Origin of the sequence: Burkholderia puraquae, assembly GCF_002099195.1 — a bacterium.
In the GTDB taxonomy this organism is placed as follows: Bacteria; Pseudomonadota; Gammaproteobacteria; order Burkholderiales; family Burkholderiaceae; genus Burkholderia; species Burkholderia puraquae.
Window position 1 is genome coordinate 1 of record NZ_NBYX01000053.1, and the last position, 3,110, is coordinate 3,110.

The following is a 3,110-nucleotide window of genomic DNA, read 5'->3' on the forward strand; positions in this document are numbered from 1 at the left end:
CGCTGCTGGACCGCGTTACCCATCACTGCCACATCGTCGAAACGGGCAATGAATCGTGGCGCTTCAGGACCAGTTCTGCCAAGGCGAAGACAACGAGCAAGAGAGCAGCAAAACCAGCAGGCAACGAAGAGTTATCCACACCGCAATAGATGTACTAGGCTATCTCGGGGTGGGTCAGATTCGGATGAAAACGGTGGGTTAAGACTGCGTGAAAATCAACATTGAGGGCTTCTGCAGTCGAGGAAGCAAAGCGGCCCCTGAACCCGGGCAAGCCAGTGATTGCGGATCCAACGAAGGCGAGCAATCAATTCGGGCTTAGTCGAGAGCAGATTGAGCAATTGCGGAACGTCATCGTTCCTGGAACGGGAAGGCAATATTAACCAAGGCGGAGCATGAAGAACCACCTGTTTGAGTTTCAGATGCGGCTATTGCGAGGCGATGGCTGTGATATGCCGGAAGGAATCGATGGAGCACTTGTTGTGTGCTACGCAAGTGCATCGGGTTATGAAGCTGCGGTGAAGAAGGGGGTACTTGCCGCTGCTCAGATGCACTACATATTCGATACTGTCGTAGGAAATGTGCGCGAGATTCCTGTGGACTCGTGGAGTACCTATGTGGAAAGCGTTTGGTCGGATTGTCCAGATTTCTTTCCGTCGCACGAGGAGTTGCCGTCTCTAGTTCAGCAAGGAGTGGTGTTCTTTGGGCCGTTTGCGGGCTTTAAAGATTAGCCTTTGAGGAACCAACGCCCGCTTACGCGGGCGTTGTTGTCTCTGGGCTCGAATTTCAGAAGAGATGCTTGGCGACGCGTCGCCGTTCGTCGTCATCGAGGTGCATTGCACGAATTCCGTCGATCGCGCGACGCAGCCAGTCGTCGGCAATGACGCGATGTGCGTCGTTCTTGACGGCTGCCACTGACGCCGGCAATTGCCGCATTCCGGCGCCGGCCGTCGCGCCGTCGCCAGTCCCGTTTGCAGCGTAAATCTGGTGTTGGTTCAAAGTGCGAGTGGACTGACGAACAAAAATCGCCGTCGAGGCGGTGTATCAACGCGATTCCCGCCCCGCGAGCGATCACCTTAGTGCGTGATTGCCAGCCAGCGCATCTGCCATCTCTGCTATCGGTCTGCTCCAATCGCCCAATGTTGCTTGTCGATATAGCTGCATGGACCTGTACCACGGCGTATCACGATGGCTGTTGTACCAGCGCTCGTCGCATGCCGCCGACAGCAACACCCATACTGGCCGCCCCAGCGCCCCAGCCAGGTGGGCCGGCCCCGTATCTACCGTGATCAATAGATCCAGCTCATTGAGAATGACGGCCGTATCGCCAAGATCGCGCAGCTCGTTACCGAGGATGCCGATGCCGTGTTGACCCAGCAACGCATGCTCCTCGTCGGTGATCTTGCCGAACTGTAGTGCATGAAAACGACATTCCGAAGAACTGAACAACGGTGCGAGTTGCGCCAGGGAGATCGACCGGTACGGTTCATGACGCACGGCAGTATTGCTGCGCCAGATCAAGCCGATCTCGCGAACACCATCGCGTCGGTTGCGGAAAGTGTCAGCCGCCAGCGTCGGCATTTCTCGTCCAGCCGGCGCCTGTACGTACGATTCCGTCCAGCTTGGAAAGTAGGGCGTTTTTTGATACCGGACAAAGAGATCAAAGGTACAGATGATGCAATCGCTTTGGTCAATGGCATCGCCGGCGTTCTCGACAAGTGTGATCCAGTCGTAGGTGGCGAATATCGGCGCCAATATGGCTGGTGCCTGTAATACGATAGCCACCGCACCTTCATCCCGTAACAAGTGCAGGTACCGGGAGAACATGATTACATCGCCAAGGCCGCCCTCATGGATGATGAGGACACGCTTCCCGGCGACGGATTCGTCGCATCGAAGTAGTTTTTCGACAATTCGCTGATACTCGTTGGTGTGAACCGGATAAATATTTGAAACCACTCCGGCTCGCCCCCATGCGTCGCGCGAGCGCCGATTAAGCGTGTGGGCTTCGCGAAATCGGCCTTGAGCGTACTGCGAGACCAGAAGTTCGGCTGTCAAGGCTCGCCGATCAGGTTCGTGGTGCAGTACCGATAGAGATTGACTCAATAGGGCTTCGGCCTGCGAAAAAAGGCCGAGAAGGTTCATGTCGATACCGATCTGTGCGCGAAAAAACGGATCTTCAACGCGGTCCGCCAGTTCATTCAACACCCGTATGGCTTCTTCTGCGTGACCGGAGAGCCTGAGTGTCCGGCACAGCGCGAGTCCGGCGCTCGCGGATTTGTCGCGGAGATAGATCTCGTATGCGCTGTCGAGCACGGTGTGGTCGTTTGTCACGTTAGCCCCGGTGATGTGCGTTGGCTCAGTTCGACGAGCGTTATTTGCGAAGGGCAAAGGCAGCCATCAGATCGTCCCTGAGATTTCCGTCTTCAAGAATGGCTTGCGCCACCCGGTTCGCAATCGACTGAAACGTCGGATCGTTGACCTGCTCGTCGCCGAATTGCCGGTGCAACACATGCTCGACCGCGGCGCGCGTCAACTGGAACTCGTCCATCACGCCCGCAGCGAGCAACTGATCGATACGAGCCCGGAGCGTTTCGCCCAACAGGCGCGGCGCGACTTTGGAAGTCGTACTGCCGGCCGACGTCGCGTCTGCGGCGCCGGCCTGCGCGCGCGCCTTCTTGTCGAGCTCGCTGCGCAGTATTTCGGTGAGCTGGTCGAGCGTGGTACGGGAAATCATGGCAATGGAAAAGCCTGTCAGCGGGACGTGGAAAACGCCGGATCGATTTCCGGAAGGATACCCGTCTTTTCGGATGGCGCGTGATCGGCTGGCGACGAACCGACGATCGACTCGACATGCTGTAGTACGTCAACAATATAGCGATTGATCAGCGGGTGACCTGAGGCGGAATTTTGTGACCAATCAGGCAGTGAGTCTCGCGTCGATATTATCGGAATCCAGCCAGGCTCGACGGACCGTGGCAGGAGGTTGATAGCGATGAGCGCTATGGGGCCGACGCTCGTTGTAAAACTGTCGCCAGCGTTCGATGAGTACCTTGGCCTCGGCCCGGCTGCGGAACCATTCGCGATTCAGCAATTCGTCGCGCAGCTTGCCG

6 protein-coding genes are annotated in these 3,110 nt (G+C 57.1%); 2 read left to right on the forward strand and 4 right to left on the reverse strand.

Going from position 1 to position 3,110, the window contains the following annotated elements; all coding sequences use genetic code 11:
• Both B7G54_RS37620 and B7G54_RS38885 read left to right on the forward strand, forming a co-directional pair.
• Nucleotides 1–149, forward strand: a 149-nt coding sequence (locus tag B7G54_RS37620) for an ATP-binding protein (RefSeq protein ID WP_244289410.1), incomplete at its 5' end; no start/stop codon positions are given.
• A 243-nt stretch (nucleotides 150–392) separates the two neighbouring features.
• On the forward strand, nucleotides 393–728 hold the full coding sequence (locus tag B7G54_RS38885) for a hypothetical protein (protein WP_124885200.1): 336 nt from the start codon (nucleotides 393–395) through the stop codon (nucleotides 726–728).
• 55 nt (nucleotides 729–783) lie between these two features.
• Here B7G54_RS38885 and B7G54_RS37625 read toward each other — a convergent pair whose 3' ends face one another.
• From B7G54_RS37625 to B7G54_RS37640, 4 genes are all read right to left on the reverse strand, one after another.
• Nucleotides 784–996 carry a hypothetical protein gene (locus B7G54_RS37625; RefSeq protein ID WP_085043676.1) on the reverse strand — a complete coding sequence of 71 codons (213 nt, stop codon included), beginning with the start codon at nucleotides 994–996 and terminating at the stop codon, nucleotides 784–786.
• Nucleotides 997–1,068: 72 nt separating this feature from the next.
• Nucleotides 1,069–2,331: a glycosyltransferase family 9 protein gene (locus tag B7G54_RS37630; protein WP_085043677.1), complete on the reverse strand. Its 1,263-nt coding sequence runs from the start codon at nucleotides 2,329–2,331 to the stop codon at nucleotides 1,069–1,071.
• A 40-nt stretch (nucleotides 2,332–2,371) separates the two neighbouring features.
• Nucleotides 2,372–2,734: a hypothetical protein gene (locus tag B7G54_RS37635; protein ID WP_085043678.1), complete on the reverse strand. Its 363-nt coding sequence runs from the start codon at nucleotides 2,732–2,734 to the stop codon at nucleotides 2,372–2,374.
• A 183-nt stretch (nucleotides 2,735–2,917) separates the two neighbouring features.
• Nucleotides 2,918–3,110: integrase core domain-containing protein (locus tag B7G54_RS37640; RefSeq protein ID WP_085041208.1), on the reverse strand; the 193-nt coding region annotated here is incomplete at its 5' end.

Coding starts and splice junctions, on each gene's coding strand:
- B7G54_RS38885 (WP_124885200.1), top strand. CDS start 393: ATGAAGAACCACCTGTTTGAGTTTCAGATGCGGCTATTGCGAGGCGAT.
- B7G54_RS37635 (WP_085043678.1), bottom strand. CDS start 2,734: ATGATTTCCCGTACCACGCTCGACCAGCTCACCGAAATACTGCGCAGC.